Annotated in this window: 26 protein-coding genes; 14 read left to right on the top strand and 12 right to left on the bottom strand. The window is 39.5% G+C overall.

Annotated features, from left to right (window positions below; translation table 11 throughout):
* Positions 1-71 precede the first annotated feature (71 nt).
* Complete coding sequence (locus IPM48_04115) at positions 72-2567, top strand: thioredoxin family protein (protein ID MBK9270760.1); 2496 nt, start codon at positions 72-74, stop codon at positions 2565-2567.
* A gap of 71 nt (positions 2568-2638) precedes the next feature.
* Here IPM48_04115 and IPM48_04110 read toward each other — a convergent pair whose 3' ends face one another.
* The 3 genes from IPM48_04110 to IPM48_04100 all read right to left on the bottom strand — a co-directional run bounded on the left by IPM48_04110 (position 2639) and on the right by IPM48_04100 (position 5084).
* Positions 2639-3241 carry an HD domain-containing protein gene (locus IPM48_04110; GenBank protein ID MBK9270759.1) on the bottom strand — a complete coding sequence of 201 codons (603 nt, stop codon included), beginning with the start codon at positions 3239-3241 and terminating at the stop codon, positions 2639-2641.
* A 74-nt stretch (positions 3242-3315) separates the two neighbouring features.
* Positions 3316-4209 carry a YitT family protein gene (locus tag IPM48_04105; GenBank protein MBK9270758.1) on the bottom strand — a complete coding sequence of 298 codons (894 nt, stop codon included), beginning with the start codon at positions 4207-4209 and terminating at the stop codon, positions 3316-3318.
* A gap of 86 nt (positions 4210-4295) precedes the next feature.
* Positions 4296-5084: an SDR family oxidoreductase gene (locus tag IPM48_04100; protein MBK9270757.1), complete on the bottom strand. Its 789-nt coding sequence runs from the start codon at positions 5082-5084 to the stop codon at positions 4296-4298.
* A 109-nt stretch (positions 5085-5193) separates the two neighbouring features.
* Here IPM48_04100 and IPM48_04095 point away from each other — a divergent pair, with 109 nt between their 5' ends.
* Positions 5194-5532 (top strand): hypothetical protein, encoded by a 339-nt coding sequence (locus tag IPM48_04095; protein MBK9270756.1) that lies wholly within the window; start codon positions 5194-5196, stop codon positions 5530-5532.
* A gap of 55 nt (positions 5533-5587) precedes the next feature.
* On the opposite strand, the gene IPM48_04090 is transcribed toward IPM48_04095, so the two are convergent.
* From IPM48_04090 to IPM48_04065, 6 genes are all read right to left on the bottom strand, one after another.
* Positions 5588-6142, bottom strand: coding sequence for a rhodanese-like domain-containing protein (locus IPM48_04090; protein ID MBK9270755.1), 555 nt, complete (start codon positions 6140-6142; stop codon positions 5588-5590).
* A 9-nt stretch (positions 6143-6151) separates the two neighbouring features.
* A complete protein-coding gene (locus IPM48_04085; GenBank protein MBK9270754.1) occupies positions 6152-7177 on the bottom strand; it encodes a diphosphomevalonate decarboxylase in 1026 nt (341 codons plus the stop codon).
* Between the two features lie 6 nt (positions 7178-7183).
* Complete coding sequence (locus tag IPM48_04080; protein MBK9270753.1) at positions 7184-7783, bottom strand: DUF4294 domain-containing protein; 600 nt, start codon at positions 7781-7783, stop codon at positions 7184-7186.
* Positions 7784-7830: 47 nt separating this feature from the next.
* On the bottom strand, positions 7831-8142 hold the full coding sequence (locus IPM48_04075; GenBank protein MBK9270752.1) for a rhodanese-like domain-containing protein: 312 nt from the start codon (positions 8140-8142) through the stop codon (positions 7831-7833).
* Positions 8143-8206: 64 nt separating this feature from the next.
* Entirely contained in the window at positions 8207-9049 is an 843-nt protein-coding gene (locus tag IPM48_04070; protein MBK9270751.1) for a PASTA domain-containing protein, read from the bottom strand.
* A gap of 158 nt (positions 9050-9207) precedes the next feature.
* Positions 9208-9420 carry a 30S ribosomal protein THX gene (locus IPM48_04065; GenBank protein ID MBK9270750.1) on the bottom strand — a complete coding sequence of 71 codons (213 nt, stop codon included), beginning with the start codon at positions 9418-9420 and terminating at the stop codon, positions 9208-9210.
* 3 nt (positions 9421-9423) lie between these two features.
* On the opposite strand from IPM48_04065, the gene IPM48_04060 reads away from it, so the two are divergent.
* From IPM48_04060 to IPM48_04040, 5 genes are all read left to right on the top strand, one after another.
* On the top strand, positions 9424-9939 hold the full coding sequence (locus IPM48_04060; GenBank protein ID MBK9270749.1) for a DUF177 domain-containing protein: 516 nt from the start codon (positions 9424-9426) through the stop codon (positions 9937-9939).
* A gap of 11 nt (positions 9940-9950) precedes the next feature.
* Positions 9951-10154: a 50S ribosomal protein L32 gene (gene rpmF / locus IPM48_04055; protein ID MBK9270748.1), complete on the top strand. Its 204-nt coding sequence runs from the start codon at positions 9951-9953 to the stop codon at positions 10152-10154.
* Positions 10155-10277: 123 nt separating this feature from the next.
* Positions 10278-10658, top strand: coding sequence for a RidA family protein (locus IPM48_04050; protein MBK9270747.1), 381 nt, complete (start codon positions 10278-10280; stop codon positions 10656-10658).
* Between the two features lie 21 nt (positions 10659-10679).
* On the top strand, positions 10680-11675 hold the full coding sequence (gene trpS, locus IPM48_04045) for a tryptophan--tRNA ligase (protein MBK9270746.1): 996 nt from the start codon (positions 10680-10682) through the stop codon (positions 11673-11675).
* Between the two features lie 54 nt (positions 11676-11729).
* A complete protein-coding gene (locus IPM48_04040; protein MBK9270745.1) occupies positions 11730-12338 on the top strand; it encodes a fumarylacetoacetate hydrolase family protein in 609 nt (202 codons plus the stop codon).
* Positions 12339-13695: 1357 nt separating this feature from the next.
* Here the strand turns inward: IPM48_04040 and IPM48_04035 are convergent.
* Positions 13696-14079, bottom strand: a complete 384-nt coding sequence (locus IPM48_04035) for a DUF4783 domain-containing protein (protein MBK9270744.1) — start codon at positions 14077-14079, stop codon at positions 13696-13698.
* Between the two features lie 120 nt (positions 14080-14199).
* Here IPM48_04035 and IPM48_04030 point away from each other — a divergent pair, with 120 nt between their 5' ends.
* The 7 genes from IPM48_04030 (at position 14200) to IPM48_04000 (ending at position 19832) form a co-directional block, all read left to right on the top strand.
* The gene (locus IPM48_04030; GenBank protein ID MBK9270743.1) at positions 14200-15729 is read left to right on the top strand and encodes a 2,3-bisphosphoglycerate-independent phosphoglycerate mutase; all 1530 of its coding nucleotides are present in this window, start codon (positions 14200-14202) and stop codon (positions 15727-15729) included.
* A 2-nt stretch (positions 15730-15731) separates the two neighbouring features.
* Entirely contained in the window at positions 15732-17333 is a 1602-nt protein-coding gene (locus tag IPM48_04025; protein MBK9270742.1) for an Ig-like domain-containing protein, read from the top strand.
* Positions 17333-18067 (top strand): LPS export ABC transporter ATP-binding protein, encoded by a 735-nt coding sequence (gene lptB / locus IPM48_04020; protein MBK9270741.1) that lies wholly within the window; start codon positions 17333-17335, stop codon positions 18065-18067. The genes IPM48_04025 and lptB overlap by 1 nt, the downstream gene beginning before the upstream one ends.
* Positions 18067-18309: a hypothetical protein gene (locus IPM48_04015; GenBank protein MBK9270740.1), complete on the top strand. Its 243-nt coding sequence runs from the start codon at positions 18067-18069 to the stop codon at positions 18307-18309. Before lptB ends, IPM48_04015 begins: the two co-directional genes overlap by 1 nt.
* Positions 18306-18632 (top strand): hypothetical protein, encoded by a 327-nt coding sequence (locus IPM48_04010; protein MBK9270739.1) that lies wholly within the window; start codon positions 18306-18308, stop codon positions 18630-18632. Before IPM48_04015 ends, IPM48_04010 begins: the two co-directional genes overlap by 4 nt.
* Before the next feature lie 9 nt (positions 18633-18641).
* Positions 18642-19001 carry a diacylglycerol kinase family protein gene (locus IPM48_04005; protein ID MBK9270738.1) on the top strand — a complete coding sequence of 120 codons (360 nt, stop codon included), beginning with the start codon at positions 18642-18644 and terminating at the stop codon, positions 18999-19001.
* Positions 19002-19133: 132 nt separating this feature from the next.
* Positions 19134-19832 (top strand): lipoprotein signal peptidase, encoded by a 699-nt coding sequence (locus IPM48_04000; GenBank protein ID MBK9270737.1) that lies wholly within the window; start codon positions 19134-19136, stop codon positions 19830-19832.
* Positions 19833-19862: 30 nt separating this feature from the next.
* On the opposite strand, the gene IPM48_03995 is transcribed toward IPM48_04000, so the two are convergent.
* Positions 19863-20183, bottom strand: a complete 321-nt coding sequence (locus IPM48_03995) for a helix-turn-helix transcriptional regulator (protein MBK9270736.1) — start codon at positions 20181-20183, stop codon at positions 19863-19865.
* Between the two features lie 180 nt (positions 20184-20363).
* Positions 20364-20702: a helix-turn-helix transcriptional regulator gene (locus IPM48_03990; GenBank protein ID MBK9270735.1), complete on the bottom strand. Its 339-nt coding sequence runs from the start codon at positions 20700-20702 to the stop codon at positions 20364-20366.
* Positions 20703-20739: the final 37 nt, after the last annotated feature.

The raw sequence follows: 20739 nt of genomic DNA, 5'->3' as shown, positions 1-20739 counted from the left end.
TCAGTTAAATACAGAGATTTTCCCAACTATCTATAAATCAACTGTTACTATATTTAAGTTAGAGAAAGAATATGTCAAAACTAGTTTTTACAAGTTTCCTTTTGATCACAGGATGGCTTATTTGTCCTGCCCAGATATTGGATCCAGTCAAATGGACCACAGAAGTAAAAGACCTTGGAAATCAAAAGTATGAACTTATCATCAGGGGCAAATTGGATGAAAGCTGGGCCATATACAGCCAGAAGTCTGATCCTGATGCAGCGACACCGACCGAAGTGAGTTTTAAAGCTGGTTCAAATTATCAATTACTGGGCGAAGTCAAAGAATTGGGTGAGAAAAAGGAGGGGCCTGAACCATTGTTTGACAATCTGATCGTCATCAAGTATTACAATCAGGTAGAATTTGTACAAATGGTCAAAGTGACGGATCTGTCTATACCGATAGAAGCAGAGATTTACTACATGTGCTGCGATTCAGAGAAATGCATCCCACCTACTCCAAAGAACTTTAAATTCCAATTGGGTGGAGACAATTTTGCAGGGAGTTTGCCCTCCGACCCCATGGAAATTCAGGCCGCACAGGGCATGCATGATCCTGTCAAAATATCTGCAAAAGTCCAAAAGATTTCTGAAGATCAGTTCCAAATTGAATTTGAAGCAAAGATCGACAAGGGATGGTACATTTATTCCAGTCAAATTGCCGAAGACGGACCGATTCCTACGAACATAGAATGGGATACTGCAGAAAATTATCAGACCTTGGGCCTGATCGAGGAGAAAAGCCAGCATCAGATCAAAGGATATGATGAGATTTTTGAAATGGACGTCACCAAGTATAAAGAAAATGTTCTTTTTTACCAAAAGCTGATGGTCAAAGATCACAGCAAGAAAATAACGGGATATTTCACCTATCAGACTTGTGATGCCACCATGTGTCTTCCCCCTAAAAGTCTGGCATTCGAGATAGATCCATCAAAAATATCGGTGATGTTGGAAGGAGATAAAGGTGGTGCAGGTCTAATTATGCCAGGAGGCTCGGTGATAGATCAGACCATTCCAACAATTGTAAGCACACTTGAATCACCTGTGGGTGAGTGCGGTGAAGAAATGGTCAGGGGTACCAATCATTTTTGGACCCTCTTTTTTGGATTTTTAGGAGGATTGTTGGCTTTATTGACTCCCTGCGTATTTCCCATGATTCCCTTGACAGTATCCTATTTTACCAAGGGTAGTAAGGACCGGAAATCAGGCATTCGCAATGGTATTTTGTACGGATTGAGCATTGTAGTGATTTATGTGGCGATTGGTTTGCTGATCACCGCATTATTTGGTGCTACCGCGCTGAACGAATTGTCTACCAATTGGATTGCCAATGTTTTATTTTTTCTGATTTTTATAGTATTTGCATTTTCTTTTTTTGGATATTTTGAAATTACACTACCCTCTAGTTGGTCCAACAAAACCGATGCACTTGCAGACAAAGGGGGCTTGATTGGAATATTTTTTATGGCGTTTACCTTGGCCATCGTATCTTTCTCCTGTACAGGTCCTATCATTGGTTCAGCCATTGTTGAGTCGGCCAAGTCAGCCACAGGACCAGCCATTGTCATGCTTGGGTTTTCACTTGCCTTGGCACTTCCTTTTGGACTTTTTGCTGCGTTTCCGGCCTGGCTCAACAGTCTTCCGAAATCCGGCTCATGGATGTCAAGTGTCAAGGTGGTGCTAGGTTTTTTGGAATTGGCTCTTGCACTTAAGTTTCTTTCCGTAGCGGACATGACCAAGCACTGGGGAATTTTGGGTTATGAAATATTCATGGGTCTTTGGATTGTAATTTTCGCGCTTACTACACTTTATTTGTTTGGATTTATCAAATTTCCTCACGACAGTCCGGTTAAAAAATTGTCTGTTACCAGATCGATTTTCGGAGTGACTTTTCTCGCATTGACCATTTATCTGGTCACTGGATTCAGAGTGATACCTGAGTATAATTCATACAACTCTCTCAAATTGATGAGTGGTTTAGCACCTCCGTCCACCTACAATTATTTTTTGCCCGAGCCCGTACTGGATGCAAGCATTAAAAACAAATTTCCTTCATTCACCAAATGTGCCAATAACATCAATTGTTTTAAAGATTACAACGAAGGGGTTGCGTATGCCAAGGAAACAGGAAGACCGCTGTTGTTGGATTTTACAGGATACGGTTGCGTCAACTGCCGAAAGACAGAAGAACATATTTGGGTGAACGATGAGATCAGGAAAAAGCTAAACGATGATTTTGTGCTGGTATCTTTGTATGTGGATGATCGCGCACCACTTGATTCAATTTTAATTTCATCTGTTACTCAGAATCCCATAAGAAATGTGGGTAATAAGTGGGCCGATTTTCAAATTGTCAATTTCAATCAAAATTCGCAACCTTTATATGTGATTATGTCACCGGATGAGCAGGTGATCACCAAACCCCGGGGGTACAAAGAAGGCGTGAAGGATTACGACGATTTTTTAAATTGCGGTTTGAATGCGTATAGAAAGCAAATGGATTCCCCGAATATTCAAAAGATGTAAGTGGTGAAACGATTTGAATTTTAAAGATTTTTATGAATACCTTTTTACCACAAGTTTAAATTCCAGAACATTTAAATAAAATCATTCAGATTCCATTTCCATTTATGAAGTACCTCATGCATAAATTTTTGCTTGATCGGTTCGCGGTGTTTTTTGGCAAAATCAGTATGGAAAGAATGGGAAAGCAAGAATTTAATTTGAAGCCTATCCCACTGTTCTTCATTTTCAATGATGCGATAGGCCACCAATTCATGAAATAGCCTATTGCCTATCTCATAAAACTGGTCTGTGCCAAGGTAATCGAGGTCAGCATCACAGATAATCTTCTCCATCAGATTTTTAGGTTCTTGTGGGATTTTTGTGGCCAAAATCATTCCTTCAATTTTTTTGACATCTGGTTTTTCATAACCCCAGGCAGTCAATATATTTCTGGCGAATACAACACTTGCTTCTTCATGTCCGGAATAGGTTTCAGCGATACCGACATCATGCAATAATGCAGCAGTTCTGATCAACCAAGCTTCTTTTCCTTTCAGGGCGAATCTTGAGATGTACTCATCGCAAACCCTCAATACATCCAAAGTATGGTGGACGCCATGATAGCTGAGCTTTGGATCGAGTTCCCCTTCCAGTTTGTTTACAACGAATGACTTTAGTTTTTTGATGGACAACATGGAACAGTTGGTTATTAATGATACAAATATGTGGTGTTATAAGTCATGTTTTTTGCAGACAATGATTTATTGAATTAATGTTTTCTTTTCTTTTTGACAATTCCACCGGATACTTCTTTGATACTGGATATGTAGATAAAAGAGTTTGGGTCCGTTTCAAAAATGGCATTTTTAATTCGATGGATCTCAATGCGTGTTACAATGGTCATAATAATTTGTGTATCGTGTTTGATGTGAAAACTACCTGGCAGATAACCTCTCTCGCCATTATAAACAGTTATTGCCTTCCCAAAATCATTTACAATGCAAGATTTGATGTCTTCAAAACGACTGCTGATCACAGTTAATGCGGTGTATTCTTCAAAACCATCTACCACATAATCGGAGGTTTTCATGGCGGTAAAATAAGTAAGAATGCTATACATCCCGGCTTCCAACCCAAAAATCCATGCTACTGAAAGAATAATTCCAGAATTAAACAGCATCACAATTTCACTTGTTGTAAAACCTACTTTCTTGTTGGTATAATCGGCAAGGACCTCCATACCGTCAATAACTCCGCCTCCTTTGATTACCAGTCCAATACCGAGACCAATTAAGAATCCTCCAAATATGGCAATTAATACTTTATCATTTGTAATTGGGGGGATTTCCAAAAAATGAATTACGATGGCAAGAATTATTATTGCAAAACTTGTTTGAAGTGCGAAAGTCTTACCTATTTTTTTATACCCGATATAAATAAATGGGATATTCAGCAAAACAATTAGTACACTGATATTGAGATGAAACAATTCGTGTAAAACGACCGACAATCCTGTCATACCGCCATCGATGAATTTATTTGGAATCATAAATCCTTTAAAGGCGATGGAAGCCATTACCACACCAGCAAGCGTAAAGATGACGGAATGAAAGGAAAAAATTTGTTTCCAATCGATCAGATCGTGCCTGTGGGCGGATGACATAAACGCTTAATTTTTAGAGACGTAATAATAGTTAAAATTATCAAAACAGATCAATTATTTATCCTCCAGAGCACCAAGGACAGAGCTTAAAGAGACTTTGTTCTTCCGCCATCAATGGGCAAGTTTATTCCCGTGATATAGGATGCCAGGGGCGAGGCCAAAAACAAAACTGCCCAGGCAATTTCTTCCGGTCTGGCAAATCGCTTCATGGGTATGTGGCTTAGCATTTTTTCAGCTATTTGTTGAGGATCAGACTTTTGAAGATCAGATTCCCGGATGATAAGGTCCTGGAGCCGGTCCGTATTTGTGGCACCCGGCAAAATATTATTGACGGTGATTCCCTCAACAGCCAACTCATTTGCAAGGGTTTTGGCCCAATTGGCCATGGCAGCCCGTACTGTATTTGATACCCCGAGATGATCCAAAGGTTGTTTGACAGACGTGGACAATACATTGATAATTCTGCCATATTGATGGCGTTTCATTCCTGGCAGCACCGCTTTGGTCACCAAATGAGCAGCCATGAGATGTTGCCGGATGGCGGATTCCAAGGCTGGAATTTCAGCTAGTTCCAGCCGACCCCCGGGAGGCCCACCCGTATTGTTGATAAGTATGTGAAAATCATTTATCAATACAAGATTTTTGAGGGTGGATTCTACTGCAGCCAGATCGGATAAATCCAGAGGAAGTGCCTGATGTTCCTGTTGATGATTTCTTGGAAGACCAACGAGCACCTCATTGAGAAGGCTTTGATTTCTTGCCAGCAAGATAACAGTACATCCATTCTCAGCCAGCGCATAGGCAATGGCCCGGCCAATTCCTTTACTGGCTCCACAAACCAGTGCCTTCTTATCTTGTAAATTCAATTGGTGCATTATTCTAAATTTAATTTTGCAAAGCTAAAGGGACTGAACAATTTAATTTCATATTTTTGCTTTATTAGTTTTATTTATCGCAAGAGCCTTGGCACAACAATTGTGGAATATGACGGATATCACGGGTGAAGAGTACACCCTTGGTTTGTACCATGGTGAAGAAAGTGGTAACATCATGGTTTATCTCAACCAATCCATTATGATCATAGATTTCAAAATCTTTGAAGACAAAAGTTATCATTTTTACATTGGACATGAACTATTGCATTTGCAGATTAAAAAGCAAGACAAGGAATTTTTATATTCCCTATTGGTGGATACCGAAAGCGATACTCCATACAATTTAGCCCGCAAGAAAAGTGAAAGGGATGATCAGAAGAACATTAAAATAGGTTTGGCCATTTCTATCCTGATTCTAATCGTTTTTTTTGTGCTTAGAAATTTTTAAGCCAAGGTTTCTGATGGCACGCAATGGCTCAATCATTTGTTTGTCATCGTACCAACTAGTAAATTTTTACGAGTTTTTTATTTTGCATAAATTTTCCCCAAATTTTGTTGTACACATGAATGCTGTCGGTAGGGCAGTTGTTTGAATTGTCCAGGGGATAAGAATTGTTGGCCCATTCGAAAATACTGCCGTACAAATTATATACTTCTTTAAATCCGAGTGCTTGCAATTTCTCACAGATCTTCTCACTTCGGTAGCCCACGCTGCAATAGCAAACTACCGGTATTTTTTTATCCAAATGCTTTACTCTTTGGACATCAAAATCATTGTAGCCCACCCATTTTGCATTTTTAAGATGACTTATTTTATATTCACCATATTCTCGGGTATCCAAAAGCTGATACTTGCCGATTTGATGGTACAATTCATCTACACCAATCAATGGTACGCTGAAAGACAATATTGAGCGAAGCATCTTGTCAAAGGATTTATTTTTTATGGCAGGCAGCTCCAGATCTTTGGAGTCTTGAGAATAGGAGCATTCAAAAAGGCTGAATATTCCCAAAACGAAAAGCAGTATTGGTTTAAAATTTTTTTTAAAAGCAAGCATATCTTCCTCCTATTTCATCTTTATCGGGCCACCACCCATTTTGTCTTTAAGGATTAGATCATTGTTTATATAAGCTGGCCACTCGCGTTCTATAAATTCAATTACTTGACTTTCATAAACTGGATCAAACAAGAGGTGAATATTAGGACCAGCATCGATGGTGAATGCAAGCGGAATCTTTGAATCGTTTCTGAATTGACGGATGGATTGAATCATTCTAATGGACTCAGGTTGCAGCAATAAATAAGAGGGGCGGGAACTCATCATCAATCCATGCAAACTGAGTGCTTCCTCTTCACAAATTTCGATAAAACTCGTCCAATCTCCCTCTTTGAGCGATTTAACCAAACGGATCAGATTTTCATTGGCCTGTATTATTCTGTTTGACCGATATACATGCCGTTCCATGAGTTGGTGTCCATGAGATGATGAAACAGATTTTACTTCTGCGCTTACAATGAAAATCCAGTCGTTGACCGTCTGAAAAGAAGGAGCTAGTTCACCTGACCAATCTATTCCATAGGAATCGGAAGAGAAAGGGATCGAAGGTACAGATCCCCAGAGCGAGGCTTTGGGGTAAATGGATCTGCAAGCTGACCCACTTCCCATCCTTGCCAAAAAAGATGACCTTGTCTTAAAGTCACATTCGTTTTGATGCAAATCGAATAAAATATTTTCCAAACTACAGAGGCATAAAGCCAATGCGCTCATTGCAGATGCAGAAGATGCAATACCTGCAGAATGAGGAAACGTATTCCTACTTTGAATTTCCAAATCCAAATGGTCAAGAAAACCTAATCCCAAACTCCCAATGTATTTTTTTATCCTATTGCCAAAGGCTTCATTTAATTTTCCCTCGTAAAAAAAATCAATTGCGCCACTCCCATTCGTTCGATAGCTTAACTCTGTTTCAGTGTAACAGCGGTCCAGTGTAAAACTGAGGGATGGATTCATCGGAATCTGTTGGGGAAATTTACCCCAATACTTGACAATTGCAATATTGGAAGGACTTCTCCAAATAATTTGATTTTCCATCATCTATTATTCTATGTCTTTCATCACATCAAAATCTTCCAAAACAGCATCCATGACTTCATCTTGCCCGTAAATATATTTTTCCTTAAGATTGTAGCCGTATATTTTGCTGAATTGATTGTAATAAGCGGCACTCCAACTTCCCTTAAACTCTTTGATGATATTGAAAAATGATTTATCCAAAGCCCTTTCCATCATTTTGGTCAGAATCAACCCTTGTGTGCGACTCAGGTTTTTAAGTGGTTTTTCGAACTCATCCTCCAGTCTTTTTTCTATTTCCTTGTACAATTTTTTCTTATCCCTTCTGGATTTTCCCTCAGAGATCTTTTCCAACTGTTTGTACAAACGGATACCCTGGACTGCATAAGGATAAACAACTGCTGCAAATCTGCGGTACCTTGCATATCTTACTCGTTCGTCTTCATAATCAAATTCTTTGGGAACAACCACCGATATCCTTTCCAACTCGGCTACCACAATGGTATCACCCTCTCTCACCAAAATTTTGACCTCTTCTCCATCAACGATGGTCGTGTATTCTGTGTACTGTGCCATTAGAAGTACAGAGAACAAAATCATAAAAATTGTCAGGAAAAATCGAATCAAATTTTGAATAACCATGTTGCACTTGGACGAGAAAACGGACGCGGAGGTCAAACGGCATTTTGCTGATCTAGCCAAGCATTCATTCCACCCAACAAATTTCTGACGTTTTTAAATCCAGCCTGTACCAACAAGTATTTTGCCATTCCGCTTCTATTGCCACTTCTGCAATAAACAATGATTTCTTCATCTTCGCGGCCGGCCAATTCCTGAATTTTGGATTGGAAAACTGTCTGCAAAGGGGCCAGATCTCCCCCAATGTTGAATTCCTGATGTTCGTAATCTTCGCGAACGTCAATCAGGAAGGGTTTTTCTCCATTTTGTAATCTGAGACTCAATTCAGCTGTTGTAATATCCTCCATTCTTATCTTATTTAATTTTAAAACAAAGCCTTAACGGATTGGTTTGTCCAATTATTGGTTAGAATTAGTCGCAATTTTCCGGCCGGGCATTGCTAATGCTTATATTTATTTTTTCACCCATTTTAATTTGCTGGCCTGGATGAAAGGCTGGTGTTTGGCTGGTCACTATGGCGGAGTCCAGGAAAACATCATCTTCTAAATGATTCACTTCGCCAATTTTTAATCCTGCTGCATCAAGTATAAACAAGACCTCAGTATAATCTTTACATACCAAATCCGGGATATCTATAGATCCACCCGATAAACTGGAAACAATCATATCCAGGGTATCTCCTTTAGCGATCTGAATTCCTGCTTTTTGAACATTTTTGTCCACGACCAATTCACCTTTGTAATATATTTTAAGAATGTGACCAGGTGGTCCGGGGTCGTATTCTGCCGCAATCAATTTTGATTTTAGAGCATACAGATTATACAATTCTGCTTTTTTATGTTCGTACTTTTTTCCATAGCTTGAAAACAAAACTTCCGAATCTACTTTATCGGGATTGTATCTGCTGGTTGTCAAATAAATTTTTCTCCCTCGCTTTACCAAAGATCCAGCTGGAGGAACTTGAGATTGCACCACACCACCCTCAACGCCTGAAAGATGGATTGAGTCGGCAATAACGATCTCGAATCCCTGAGCATAGGCCAGTTTTTCCACTTTTTCAATTTTTACACCTGTAAAACTTGAAAGTTTAACCCTCTGGCCATGGTTTGTATAGATTTTTAATCCAAAACTGGTCAATGTCCAAAGGATGATCAAAAAAACAAACATACGGAGCAGGGTGTACCGAAACAGTCTGCTTTTGAAAAAAGCAAACAGGTCAGAAAAAGAAAAGGAATCTTTAGATTTATGATTCATCCTGGAGCCTTGTTGGCCGAATTAAGCCTAAATTTAAGGCTTTTTTATAAAAAAGGGCATTCTGATCAATGGATCAGGAGGATTATTAAGTTCAGATTGTATTTATTTAAATGTATTAATTTATTAAAATCAATACACTGCAATTCAAAATAACTTGGTTAAGCTTTCTTTAAGCTTGGTGCCGACTTGATTTTTTTTGGTCTGCTGTTGCCATAAGAAGCCCTTGTTCTTTTTCCTTTGGCGGTTCTTTTGTCTCCTCTGCCCATAAATTTTTGTTTAAGTTTGGCCGCAAAGGTAGTATTTAATGAATAAAAAGCTTGTAATAAAATAAATATTCTTACCTTTGCGATCCAAATTTTGGAAACGTTCATTATATGCCTTTTCTCAAACAGTTTGTCATTCCTCTGAAAGGCCTTCTGGATGGTCAGCACCAATATCAGTTTCGCTTGGACAAGGAGTTTTTTATTCATTTTGAATCCAGTCCAATTCAGGAAAGTGATATAGTAGTCAGTATTGATTTGGATAAACATTTGGATTTGATGACAGTAAGAATGACTATTACAGGATGGGTCAAAGAAACTTGTGATCGTTGTTTGGCTGAAATCAAACTTCCGGTGTCGAGGATTTATGACTTAGTAATTAAAAAAAGTGAAGGAGAATCTGAAGATCCGGATTTGATTCTTCTTAACCCTGAGGCGCATGAATTTTCATTTGCCTCACTGCTTTATGAATATGCGTGTTTGGCTGTACCACTGAGCAAAGTATTTGCCTGTGAGGAGGTAGATCCGAAACCATGCAATGAAGATGTCTTAAAATATATCAAAGCCGAATCTGATTCACAAAAGGATGATTCGGTTTGGGATGTTTTGAAAAATATTAAAAACAATTAAAATCCAATCGTATGCCAAATCCAAAATGGCGACATTCGAAAACTCGCAAAAGAAAAAGGAGAACGCATTACAAGGCGGAGACTCCCCAGCTGGCTGTCTGCAAAAAGACGGGTGCCACTCATATTATGCATCACGCACATTGGCATGATGGAAATTTGATTTACAAAGGGCATATCCTGGTCAAGGGAGCTGAAGAAGTTACGGCGGAAGCATAATCAGAGATAGCTATCTTCTTATAGTATGCTGAAAGGGCCGAAGCCATGGGTTTTAGGTCTTCTTAAGTTTTAAAGCTCCTTGGTTGGGGCTTTTTTCTTCCATTTATTCATCAGATCAGAAATATGAGGAAAGTCATTTATACTCCAAAAGCCCCAAAACCAATTGGACCATACAGCCAGGCAATCATGATAGGACATACTTTGTATGTTTCAGGTCAAATTGCTTTGGACCCATCCACCAATGAATTGGTCTCGGGATCCATTGAAACAGAAACACACCGGGTTTTGGACAATATTGCCGCCATTTTGGAAGCGGCCGGTATGGATTTTTCCCATGTTGCCAAGTGCAGTGTTTTTGTCAAAGACATTTTGCAATTTAGCAGAATCAACGCGGTTTATGCCACCTATTTTCCAAGCGAAGGAGCACCTGCAAGGGAATTGGTAGAAGTAGTTGCTTTGCCCCGGGGTGTCCAGGTAGAAATTTCCTGTATTGCCTACAAATAAATCATCCAAAATCCCATAGCAGTGAACCAAAAAGTAATTTTATCAGGGATCCAACCCACGGGGAATCTTCATTTGGGCAGATATTTTGGTGCGGTTCAAAATTGGGTGAGATTACAGTCTGACTATGAATGTGTGTATAGCATTGTCAACTACCACGCGATGACCATGCCCTACCAACCCGCCAAATTGAGAGAGAATGTCTGGGAGCTCTGCTTTAATCTGCTCGCTTGTGGTATTAAGCCTGAAAACCTCTCTATTCAATCCATGATACCTGAACATACCGAACTGGGATGGATCATGGGATGTATGTGTAGTTTTGGTGAATTGAGCAGAATGGTTCAGTTTAAAGATAAATCGGAACAAGTCAAAGAAAAAGACAAGGATCTTTTTATTTCTTCCGGCCTATTCACCTACCCGGTTTTGCAAGCTGCGGATATTCTGATTTACAGAGCAGATTTTGTACCGGTGGGCAAGGATCAGGACCAACACCTCGAACTCACCAGAAACATTGCGACCAGATTTAACAAAGTTGTTGGTAAGGATTATTTTGTGCTGCCTGAGACCATTTACACCAATACCCCAAAGATCCTATCCACAGCCGATCCATCCAGGAAAATGAGTGCAAGTGCCGGTGACAAGCACAACATCAATCTCTTTGCTCCGGTGGACCAAATTAGAAAACAAATTAAATCTGCCGTAACGGACTCCGGAGATCATTCTACCAAAATGGCAGCAGGAGTTGAAAACTTGTTTTTGATTCTTAAAGCTTGTGATAAGGAGCAAATTTATCAGGAATTGCTGCAGACGTATCAGGACGGAAATTTAGCATACAGTCATTTGAAAGAGGCTGTTGCGGATGCAATTATTGAAATGGTGGGACCGATTCAAGCAAAAAAGGAACAAATTGTGCAGAACAAGAAGGCGGTCAAAGAGCAAATTAAAGACTCTTCTGCCACGATCCGCAAGCGGGCTCAACAAACTTTAAAAGAAGTCAAAGAACTTTGTGGTCTTTTATAAATTGGGTAGATTTCACAAATTTTTTTTAGAATTACATTGGTAAAAAATTTCCACATGACATTTTATTGTATTGGTAGAAATTATGTCGAACACGCCAAAGAGCTAAATAACCCTGTGCCGAAAGAACCTCTCATTTTTTGCAAACCTTCCACCGCAGCACTTAAGGACAACAAGGCTTTTTATATCCCCGACTTTAGTCAGAATATTCACCACGAAGTGGAAATTCTACTGCGTATTGGAAGAAGTGGCAAAAAAATTAAGGAATCAGAAGGGATGAGTATGGTCAGTCATATTGGATTGGGTATTGATTTTACTGCGAGGGACATTCAGGATCGCTGTAAATCACTGGGACATCCATGGGAGATCGCTAAAGCGTTTGATCATTCTGCGGTGGTGGGTGATTGGATTCCGCTGTCGGAGATACCAGATGGACCCATTCACTTTGTTTTGCAAAAGAATAAAATACCCGTTCAGAAAGGTAGTTCAATAAATATGATTTTTAATTTTAGCCAGCTTATTTCAGCCATCAGTCAATATTTTACTTTGCTTCAGGGAGATGTTATTTTTACAGGTACTCCTGAGGGTGTAGGCCAGGTGCAAACCGGAGATTTATTGGAGGGTTATATTGGTGAGCGCAGGATGTTTTGGACTGAAATCAAGTAATGCAGATTTTCACATCTGTCCAAAATAATTTTTAGAAACTAACTTTTCCACTTTTTGTCGCTCAAAAAGTGGAAAAAAACGCAGCCTTTTCTAAGGCGGCATCTTCCTTGGTTCTATTGGGCTTAATTGGGTTCATTTTGCAAAGTTCACTGTTGGGACAGATTTTGGGCGCTGTATATTGCCGCTCCATATTATGATTTCATTATGATAGTATGTTTGATGGGTGCATCATATTAGTTTCAGTTAAAGGAGCGACAATATAAGGCGCTATTTCCAAAATCTGTCCTTCTTGGGCCGCTGACGAAAAGGCTCTTAATATTAATCATTAATTAGATTGAAATATCAGAAAGAATGATGGTTTTCAAGCATTTCAATGCGGCCTAGGGCTCCGTAGCTCGGGTACCCAACCAGCGAATTTCGCGGTCATGCTAAAAACTGTCTGAGCCCAACGGAGGAGCTACCCGCAATGACGGAGTTTGCGAAGCGAGGATTGGGGAGCCCAGTAGGAGAGGTAGAGGCGAGTTTTTTTAGCATAGCGAAAGAGCTGCAGTTGGGTGAGCGAGGTGATCGTAGCGAAGTATCCTGCCACGCAGGATACCATCGTACGACAGTGCGATGGCGAAGTGAACCGCGAAAGCGGATAATTGAAACAGCGAGCTATCTTTGTTTTATCCCTTGCGGGCTCCTTCACTTTTTGAGCTGTTGCTCAAAACTGCTTCGCAGATCGTTCAGTCGTCTTTTGACGGTCAAAAGAAAGTAACATGCATGAAGTTTGAAAAACAAAAGAAATTTTTTAAATTGCAATAACTGTTTTGAGGGTTCAGTTTTATAATAACGTTTCAAAATTATTATTCACTTGTAAATCAATGGTCACGTTTCAAATTTAAACTTATTTTGGAAAGGTGTGTCTGATTTTCTAGTTTTAGAGTCCCTTGCTTTTTATGCTATAAATACGAATATCAGCTTGCAAGCTTGCGGGAAAGGATCATCCCAAATCTTGGATTAGAGATCCTAGCACTAACAAAAATGGCTTCAAAATGCATGCTTTTCAAACTATTTGATTCGTCCGCTTAACACCACCAAGCTTGCTTATAAAATGCCTGCCTTTTATTGCCCTTTTCTCCATCATAAAGAACTCTATTGCATCAATTGGAATATTTGATCTCATCCTTGCCATGGGGCAATGTCTGATTGAAAATATTGGGTGTCTTGTTCCATTTTTAATTTCAAATGTCTAATTATAAAATTTTTATCGCTTGCCATAACAAGCGTTCCTGTCGCAATTACGATCTAAAGAAATTGAGACAAATAAAGGATGGATGAATGCGGTGTAGATCTGAATACCAATGTATTTGACTTATTGGGGATCAATTTTGATTTCCCGAATACCATTGGTCGAGGCATTTTCTTCAGCATAAATCATGATTCGGAAGGATTTGCCGTTGGTGCTAAGGTATTGGGCGATCTGATACTGGGATTCATTGGATTTTGAGGCACCTCTGTGGAGTGCATTGACACTTTTGGGAGGATTATTGGTCATAAATAAGCCCAAAGCCTTGGTAGCTTCATATTTATCAAGATAAGCAATTTTTCCGTTGTAACAATACTCCACTTTGGAGTTTAATAAATTGGAGAGTCCTGAGGGGTCGGATTTGGAAAATGCATCAAAGGCGGGATGCCTGGTTTGGGCGAAGCTCAGAAGCGGGAGTAGCCAGTAAAGGAAAACAGAAAATTTGTTCATTTCAACTTAATTTTAGCCTATAACAAATGAATTCCATGTTTCGTTCCTGTTTACCCAAATTACTGGCCAACATATGGGATTTTTTGCAACCTTACGCTCTCATTGGACGTTTGAAGGCTGATGAAAAAATCAATGCTTGTCATTTTGGATGGTTGGGGCATTGGACTAATTCCCGAGGCCGACGCGATTGCTCAGGCGCAAACCCCTTTTTATGACCAGTTGCTATTGGAGCATCCACATTCTAAATTAATCAGTTTTGGTCCTTCTGTAGGTCTTCCCGAAGGCCAGTTTGGAAATTCTGAGGTAGGACATATTCATCTTGGTGCAGGTAGAGTGGTTTGGCAAGATCTCGGCAGAATCAGTCGTTCTATAGAGGATCAGAGCATCCTTCAAAACAAGACCATTCTTGAACTGGTGGATTATTGTCTTGGGCAAAGAAAAGATTTGCATTTAATAGGCCTTTTGTCTGACGGTGGTGTCCACAGCCATATCGATCATTTATATGGAATGCTGGAGGCCCTTGAGAGACTTGGTCTTAAGAAGATATTCATTCATGCAATTCTCGATGGGAGGGACACAGATCCCAGAGCTGGTATCAAATATGTGAAAGAACTGCAACATTTTTTAGAGAGCAAAAATTCGACCCTCGTCAGCTTAATTGGCCGGTATTATGCCATGGATCGCGATAAAAGGTGGGAGCGAAGCAAACTGGCGTTTGATTTGTATACAAAAGGTATTGGAAATCTATCAGATGATTTATTGGCAAGTCTTCAGAAGAGCTATCAGGATGGCATCACAGATGAATTTGTAAAGCCCATTATTCTAAAATCCTCTTTTGATCATTTGGAGTACATAAAAGATAGAGATGCGGTGTTTTGTTTAAATTTCAGAACGGATCGATTAAGACAATTGACGACTGCATTAACCCAAACTTCTTTACCCGATTATAACACCCATCCTCTTGATTTGTATTATGTCACCATGACTCCTTACGATGAGCGCTATAAAAACGTTAGAGTGGTTTTTGAGAAAGAAAACATCAGGGAAACTTTAGGAGAGATGATCTCGCGTTTTGGTGGAAAACAATTGAGGATTGCAGAAACAGAGAAATACCCCCATGTCAGTTATTTTTTAAGTGGAGGACGTGAGCAAGCATTTGCAGGTGAAAGAAGAATTCTCGTTCCTTCACCCAAAGTAGCTACCTATGATCTACAACCACAGATGTCGGCTGAAGAAGTCACCGATGCCTTGTTACAGGATATGCTGACGAATCCCACCGAATTTGTCTGCATCAACTATGCGAACACAGACATGGTGGGTCACACCGGTGTATTTAAGGCGGTTGTGGGTGCCGCAGAAACCGTGGATCGCTGTCTTCGCAGATTGATCCCACAGGCAGTTTCACTGGGGTACCAAATCTTAATATTGGCTGATCATGGAAATGGAGAACTGATGTTGAATCCGGACGGAAGTCCCCATACAGCACATACTTCCAATTTTGTTCCCTGCATTTTGATTTGTGATCGAAAAGACATCCAACTCAAAGATGGAAAACTCTCAGATATTGCCCCCACCATATTGGAGCTTATGAACTTGCCGGTTCCTTCAGCAATGACCGGTGAATCTTTGTTAACGAAGAATGGAGCATAACAATGGGAAAACGAAGAGGCAGAGCTATTGCGTTTTATTATTTTGCATTTCTTTGTTTTACATTTCTCTTATTGGTGATGATGTCATCATGTGCCAGACAGGAAGGTCTTCAAGGAGGTCCTAAGGATACTGAAGCGCCACAGGTTGTATGGAGTAAGTCTAGTCCCAATTTACAAACAGGATCCAAACCCAGAGAAATTAAATTGACATTTAATGAGTGGATCAGTTTGAACAATATTCAAGGACAGCATCATTTTACACCCAGTCTGGATTATAAACCTGAATTTAAATTGAAAGGAAAAACCTTGTGGATTCAATTGGATGAAAAAGAAGAACTAAAAGATTCCACTACCTATTTGTTTTTTCCCGGAGAATCCATCCAGGACATCACTGAAAAAAATCTTGCAAAAAATATCCAATTCGTGTTTTCCACTGGAGACCACATTGATTCTTTGTGGATAGAGGGTTATGTGATCAATGCATTGGAATTAAACCCAGTCAAAGATGCGATCGTGGGATTGTATTTTAATCTGGCGGATACCGCATTTAGAAAAACAAAACCAGACTTCCTGATCAAAACAGACGATCAGGGATATTTCAAGATTTCTTATTTAAAACCCGGCCGCTATGCACTCTACGCACTAAAAGACAACAATCAAAACAATTATTTCGATTTGGCTTCGGAGGAATTTGCTTTTTTACCCCAGGCCATTGATTTGAGAAAAGATAGTACCCGGAGTTACAAACTTTTGATCTCAGCAAATTCTCCCACTGTTCGGATCTCTCAAAAAGAAATCCAATCAGGTCTGGTCAAAATTAAATTTACCGGAACTGTAAACAATCTAATATGGCAGACCAAAGAGCAGGATAAAACCTTTTGGGTACACGATGGGGATAGCTTGATGATTTGGTACGAATCCAAGGATACATTGACAGGTTTTTTATCTTATGATGACCAATTGGATACCATCTTTTTACCTCCTTCAGAATGGAATAAAAACATAAAGGATGGTTTTGCTTTTAAGATCAAGCGATTTATTTTAAAACCGGATGAGCCGTTCATTTTAGAGGCTCCTTATCCTATTAAAAATATTGTGCAGAGCAAAATTAAAATGTCATCGCACACCGAATTTTTGACGATGAAAGATTCCATGAAACCCAATGTTATCCTGGTTCAATTCAGGGGAGTAATGAATGAACCTATTGCAATAGAATATGAGGATGGATTTGTAGAACTTATCAACGGGGAAATCAACAGACAGGATAGCATTGTGATTCGAAAAATAAACAAGGAAAGTTTATCCGGTTTAAATCTAAAAGTTGATCAATTTGAAAGTGGAAAAAAGTATATTTTGCGTTTGATAAAAGGTAAAACGATGATTCAACAGGAATTTATTCATTCTGATGGAACACCGAAAGAATTTAAATATACGTATTTGGATCCAGGCAAATATATGCTGCAGATTATAGAAGACTCCAATGGCAACGGGGTATGGGATCCCGGAGATTTGGATAAAAAATTACAACCAGAGACAGTAAGATTGTATGAACTGGAGGAACTTCGTCCAGACTGGGATGTGGAACAAACAATAAAAATGGACTAATGCTCTTGCGGACAACAGAATTAATCAAAAAGTATGGCGCCAGGACGGTGGTCAATGGAGTATCCATTGAAGTATCACAAGGAGAAATTGTTGGACTACTTGGTCCCAATGGCGCTGGGAAGACCACCACGTTTTATATGATTGTTGGTTTTATTACTCCCAATGAAGGCAAGGTCTTTTTGGATGATCAAGAGATCACTACGGACGCAATGTACATGCGTGCGCGCAAGGGACTTGGATACCTCCCTCAGGAACCTTCTGTCTTTCGGAAATTGAGTGTCGAAGACAATATAAAAGCCATCCTTGAGATGAGCCAATTGAGTAAGCAGGAGCAAAGAGACAAGCTAGAAAACCTGATCGACGAATTTGCATTGCACAAAGTAAGAAAGAATTCAGGTGACTCATTGTCCGGAGGTGAGCGAAGGCGCACAGAAATCGCACGGGCTCTTGCTTCAAATCCCAAATTCATTCTGCTCGACGAGCCTTTCGCAGGAATCGATCCCATTGCTGTTGAGGATATTCAATCCATTGTTGAAAAACTAAAAGAAAAAAACATTGGAATTTTAATTACTGACCACAATGTCCAGGAAACTTTGTCCATAACAGATCGGGCCTATTTGATTTTTGAAGGTAGAATTCTAATGAGTGGTACAGCCGAGGAACTCTCTGAGGATGAAAGAGTCAGAAAGGTGTATCTTGGTCAAAATTTTGAGTTGAAAAGAAGGAGAAATTGATGATGAAATTTCAAAACTTTCTTGTTTTTTTTCTTTTTGTCTTGCAGGGATGCGGCTTGTCATCCGGAGAATTGGAAGTAATGTCTTTCAGAATAGCGGATAGTACTTTTCAAGCCAATACATCCGTTTATTTCAGAGAGGCTGATTCGCTTTGTACCGTATTGGAACAAAACCAGTTAAATCATTGGGTTGATTCTTTGTTGGCCCAAAGGAGGATTGAAGTCATCGAATTGAGGAAATGAAAAGTCCAGTATTGCTATTTGTATTCTTATCGGTTCTGACCAGCTGCCAGTCTGATTCTACTGAAAGACTTGAAAAATTAACCAATATGAAATTGGAAGAAAGAAAGAACAAGTTTATGACAGAAAGACTGCTTGAATGCAGCAGAAAAACCATGAACAAAGCCCAGACTTATGCAGATTCCATTCTTAGGATAGAGTCCAAATCTCAAAAGTTTGATAGCATTCCAGTGCCATACGATACGCTCAAACCTGACAAGCCATCGATAACATTCCCTCCCTATCAAAAACCGAAGAGCTTGCTGTATGATTCTTTAAACCAATAAGCTCCTCTTTTGAAATTTTCCATCAAGAAATTTTTTTCAAGCGTAAAATATGCCTTCTCCGGATTGGTACAGGCTTTACACTCAGAGCAGAATACAAGAATTCATTTACTGGCCAGTGCATTGGTCATTGTAGCATCTTGGTATTTTGAATTGAGTAAAATAGAGTGGTGCATTGTCATCTTTTGCATCGGATTGGTTTGGTCTGCTGAGATTTTTAATACAGCCATTGAAAAATTATCCGATGTCGTTTCTCAGGACTACCACCCTAAAATTAAGGTGGTAAAGGACCTTTCTGCTGCCGCCGTCTTCATTGCTTCATTAACCACCCTGATGGTGGGTTCGATAATATTCTATCAAAAAATATTTTAATTGACATTTGGGATAGCCATTTCTGCGGTTATTCTAATCCGATCAGGACATTTGCTGATAAGATCTATGGGCAGTGAAGTGGGGTACGTTGAATAATTATTTCAAGAAGTTGGATATCGCTAACTTTGCAGTATGAACAATCGAAATTACTGGACCCTGTCCTTTGCTGTGATGATCCTTATTTTGCTGTTAGACCAGTGTTTAAAGATCTGGGTAAAAACCACGATGTATCAAGGCCAAGAGCATTTAATTCTTGGGTTGAATTGGGCCAGAATCCATTTTGTGGAAAACGAAGGTATGGCATTTGGAATCAGCCTCGGAAATCAAATGGGAAAACTTCTTTTGAGTATATTTCGAATTATAGCTGTTTTTTTTCTGTTTTTTATCCTTTGGAGATTGATCAAGGGACAGGAAAAACCTGCTATTGTAATTTCATTTAGCATGATTTTAGCCGGAGCCATTGGGAATATTTTGGACAGTGTTTTTTACGGTCTGATTTTTTCCAACTCACCCTATCATGGCGGTGTAGCGGAGTTATTTCCTGCAGAGGGAGGATATGCGCCTGCTCTGATGGGAAAAGTAGTCGACATGTTTTATTTTCCAATGATACAAACTACATGGCCCGAGTGGGTACCAGCTTGGGGTGGACAGGAGTTTGAATTTTTCAGACCAGTTTTCAATGTGGCTGATTCGTCGATCTTTTGCGGGATTTGTATTTTTTTAATTTTTTACAGGCATTTAAAGACAAACTCATTGACAGAACAAAGGGACAATGCTCATCTTATAAATAAGGAAACTTCCGATACCAAGGCATCGGAAGTGATTGAGTAAAAAGCTTGCCAAATGGGTAGATTTTGAATCCTAGGCAGACTTTTTGCTTTTCCCTAAAAAGTTGGCTACTGCCATTTGAGCCCGTTGAACGCACTCATAATTAATCCGACAGTGAACATATTTACCCACCTTTTCTGTAAAGATGACTCCTGCCAATCTCAGCACACTGAGGTGTTGTGAGGTGACAGACTGTTCGATTTTCAGAGAATTGTAAATTTTATTCACATTTACATTTCCCTGACTGTCAATAAATTGTAAAATTTGTAATCGCAGCGGATGAGCCAAAGACCTCATCAGCTCGCATGAATAGTCGAGCTTAACTGCATTAAAAGTTACCTTAGTCTTCTTCATTGAAGTTTCTTATTTTGATTTTCGTAGTTGACCTTGTCGCCACAAATATCTAAACATTTTTGGAACTACAAAACAAATATTAGATTTTTTTTTTATTTGTTTTATGGTCATTTAAAAGGAGTAAGGCAGTGTGTTGGCTAAATCAATCGATAAGACTTCGGTTTTTGACCGGGTGTGGGCTTAACCCGCTAGATCTTCCACAAGGTTTGAAATTTGATTGAGACGATCACGGTCCAAAGAGTAATAAATAAATTTACCCTGGCGGTCTGTAGCCACGACTCCTGCTCTTCTCAGGATGGCTAAATGTTGAGAAGCAACGGATTGTTCAAGTCTGAGTTTGATGTAAATGTCTGTGACGGTGAGTTTGTCCTGTTCCTCCAAGAGATCAATCACTCTTTGGCGCAACTTGTGATTGACTGCCCTGAGAACAAGTACCGCCTTCCTCAAGTCAGCGTAGTCGAGCTGTACTTCTTTACCGCCCCTTTTCAACGTAATCGTTTCGTTCCTTTTATTTTTCATGTCAGAGAATTTGATAAAATGTGTAATAACGAGTACC

Source organism: Saprospiraceae bacterium (genome assembly GCA_016715965.1).
Taxonomy (GTDB): Bacteria; Bacteroidota; Bacteroidia; order Chitinophagales; family Saprospiraceae; genus Vicinibacter.
This window is presented reverse-complemented; position numbering and strand designations above follow the sequence as displayed.

What these genes read in the sequence shown, in the direction of transcription:
- IPM48_04115 (MBK9270760.1), top strand. Translation starts at nt 72, where the DNA reads ATGTCAAAACTAGTTTTTACAAGTTTCCTTTTGATCACAGGATGGCTT.
- IPM48_04110 (MBK9270759.1), bottom strand. Translation starts at nt 3,241, where the DNA reads ATGTTGTCCATCAAAAAACTAAAGTCATTCGTTGTAAACAAACTGGAA.
- IPM48_04105 (MBK9270758.1), bottom strand. Translation starts at nt 4,209, where the DNA reads ATGTCATCCGCCCACAGGCACGATCTGATCGATTGGAAACAAATTTTT.
- IPM48_04100 (MBK9270757.1), bottom strand. Translation starts at nt 5,084, where the DNA reads ATGCACCAATTGAATTTACAAGATAAGAAGGCACTGGTTTGTGGAGCC.
- IPM48_04095 (MBK9270756.1), top strand. Translation starts at nt 5,194, where the DNA reads ATGACGGATATCACGGGTGAAGAGTACACCCTTGGTTTGTACCATGGT.
- IPM48_04090 (MBK9270755.1), bottom strand. Translation starts at nt 6,142, where the DNA reads ATGCTTGCTTTTAAAAAAAATTTTAAACCAATACTGCTTTTCGTTTTG.
- IPM48_04085 (MBK9270754.1), bottom strand. Translation starts at nt 7,177, where the DNA reads ATGGAAAATCAAATTATTTGGAGAAGTCCTTCCAATATTGCAATTGTC.
- IPM48_04075 (MBK9270752.1), bottom strand. Translation starts at nt 8,142, where the DNA reads ATGGAGGATATTACAACAGCTGAATTGAGTCTCAGATTACAAAATGGA.
- IPM48_04070 (MBK9270751.1), bottom strand. Translation starts at nt 9,049, where the DNA reads ATGAATCATAAATCTAAAGATTCCTTTTCTTTTTCTGACCTGTTTGCT.
- IPM48_04065 (MBK9270750.1), bottom strand. Translation starts at nt 9,420, where the DNA reads ATGAACGTTTCCAAAATTTGGATCGCAAAGGTAAGAATATTTATTTTA.
- IPM48_04060 (MBK9270749.1), top strand. Translation starts at nt 9,424, where the DNA reads ATGCCTTTTCTCAAACAGTTTGTCATTCCTCTGAAAGGCCTTCTGGAT.
- rpmF (MBK9270748.1), top strand. Translation starts at nt 9,951, where the DNA reads ATGCCAAATCCAAAATGGCGACATTCGAAAACTCGCAAAAGAAAAAGG.
- IPM48_04050 (MBK9270747.1), top strand. Translation starts at nt 10,278, where the DNA reads ATGAGGAAAGTCATTTATACTCCAAAAGCCCCAAAACCAATTGGACCA.
- IPM48_04040 (MBK9270745.1), top strand. Translation starts at nt 11,730, where the DNA reads ATGACATTTTATTGTATTGGTAGAAATTATGTCGAACACGCCAAAGAG.
- IPM48_04035 (MBK9270744.1), bottom strand. Translation starts at nt 14,079, where the DNA reads ATGAACAAATTTTCTGTTTTCCTTTACTGGCTACTCCCGCTTCTGAGC.
- IPM48_04030 (MBK9270743.1), top strand. Translation starts at nt 14,200, where the DNA reads ATGAAAAAATCAATGCTTGTCATTTTGGATGGTTGGGGCATTGGACTA.
- IPM48_04025 (MBK9270742.1), top strand. Translation starts at nt 15,732, where the DNA reads ATGGGAAAACGAAGAGGCAGAGCTATTGCGTTTTATTATTTTGCATTT.
- lptB (MBK9270741.1), top strand. Translation starts at nt 17,333, where the DNA reads ATGCTCTTGCGGACAACAGAATTAATCAAAAAGTATGGCGCCAGGACG.
- IPM48_04015 (MBK9270740.1), top strand. Translation starts at nt 18,067, where the DNA reads ATGATGAAATTTCAAAACTTTCTTGTTTTTTTTCTTTTTGTCTTGCAG.
- IPM48_04010 (MBK9270739.1), top strand. Translation starts at nt 18,306, where the DNA reads ATGAAAAGTCCAGTATTGCTATTTGTATTCTTATCGGTTCTGACCAGC.
- IPM48_04000 (MBK9270737.1), top strand. Translation starts at nt 19,134, where the DNA reads ATGAACAATCGAAATTACTGGACCCTGTCCTTTGCTGTGATGATCCTT.
- IPM48_03995 (MBK9270736.1), bottom strand. Translation starts at nt 20,183, where the DNA reads ATGAAGAAGACTAAGGTAACTTTTAATGCAGTTAAGCTCGACTATTCA.
- IPM48_03990 (MBK9270735.1), bottom strand. Translation starts at nt 20,702, where the DNA reads ATGAAAAATAAAAGGAACGAAACGATTACGTTGAAAAGGGGCGGTAAA.